At 53.4% G+C, this 1088-nt stretch carries 1 protein-coding gene; it reads right to left on the bottom strand.

Features of this window, described 5'->3' with window-relative positions:
- Window positions 1-2: 2 nt before the first annotated feature.
- Window positions 3-1088: elongation factor Tu (gene tuf / locus FDX14_RS24385; RefSeq protein ID WP_131348470.1), on the bottom strand; the 1086-nt coding region annotated here is incomplete at its 5' end.

Below are 1088 nucleotides of genomic sequence, written 5' to 3'. Positions count from 1 at the left end.
AATTAGCTCATTACTTTAGCAACAACGCCCGCACCTACAGTACGGCCGCCTTCACGGATTGCGAAACGCAGACCGTCGTCCATCGCGATCGGGTGGATCAGGGTAACAACCATTTTGATGTTGTCGCCCGGCATTACCATCTCTACGCCTTCCGGCAGTTCGATGGTACCAGTCACGTCAGTAGTACGGAAGTAGAACTGCGGACGGTAGCCTTTGAAGAACGGAGTATGACGGCCGCCTTCGTCTTTGGACAGGATGTACACTTCAGATTCGAACTTGGTGTGCGGCTTGATAGAGCCCGGCTTAGCCAGTACCTGACCACGTTCGATTTCTTCACGTTTGATACCACGCAGCAGAACACCAACGTTCTCACCAGCACGGCCTTCGTCCAGCAGTTTGCGGAACATTTCAACGCCAGTACAGGTAGACTTAGCAGTCTCTTTGATACCAACGATTTCAACTTCTTCACCAACTTTGATGATACCGCGCTCTACACGACCGGTAACAACGGTACCACGACCGGAGATGGAGAATACGTCTTCGATAGGCAGCAGGAACGGCTTGTCAATCGCACGCTCTGGTTCCGGGATGTAAGAATCCAGGAAGCCAGCCAGTTCGATGATTTTCGCTTCCCACTCTGCTTCGCCTTCCAGCGCTTTCAGAGCAGAACCACGAACGATCGGAGTGTCGTCGCCCGGGAAATCGTACTGAGACAGAAGTTCACGAACTTCCATTTCTACCAGTTCCAGCAGCTCTTCGTCATCAACCATGTCGCATTTGTTCAGGAACACGATGATGTACGGAACGCCTACCTGACGACCCAGCAGGATGTGCTCACGAGTCTGCGGCATCGGGCCGTCAGTCGCAGCAACAACCAGGATCGCGCCATCCATCTGCGCAGCACCGGTGATCATGTTTTTAACATAGTCGGCGTGGCCCGGGCAGTCTACGTGTGCGTAGTGGCGAGTCGGGGTGTCATATTCAACGTGAGAAGTGTTGATGGTGATACCACGAGCTTTTTCTTCCGGCGCGTTATCGATCTGGTCGAATGCACGAGCAGCACCGCCGTAGGTTTTAGCCAGTACGGT

Origin of the sequence: Citrobacter sp. wls710 (assembly GCF_005281115.1) — a bacterium.
In the GTDB taxonomy this organism is placed as follows: Bacteria; Pseudomonadota; Gammaproteobacteria; order Enterobacterales; family Enterobacteriaceae; genus Citrobacter; species Citrobacter werkmanii.
Note: the sequence above shows the minus strand (reverse complement) of the source record. Positions and strands in the feature narration are given on the sequence as shown.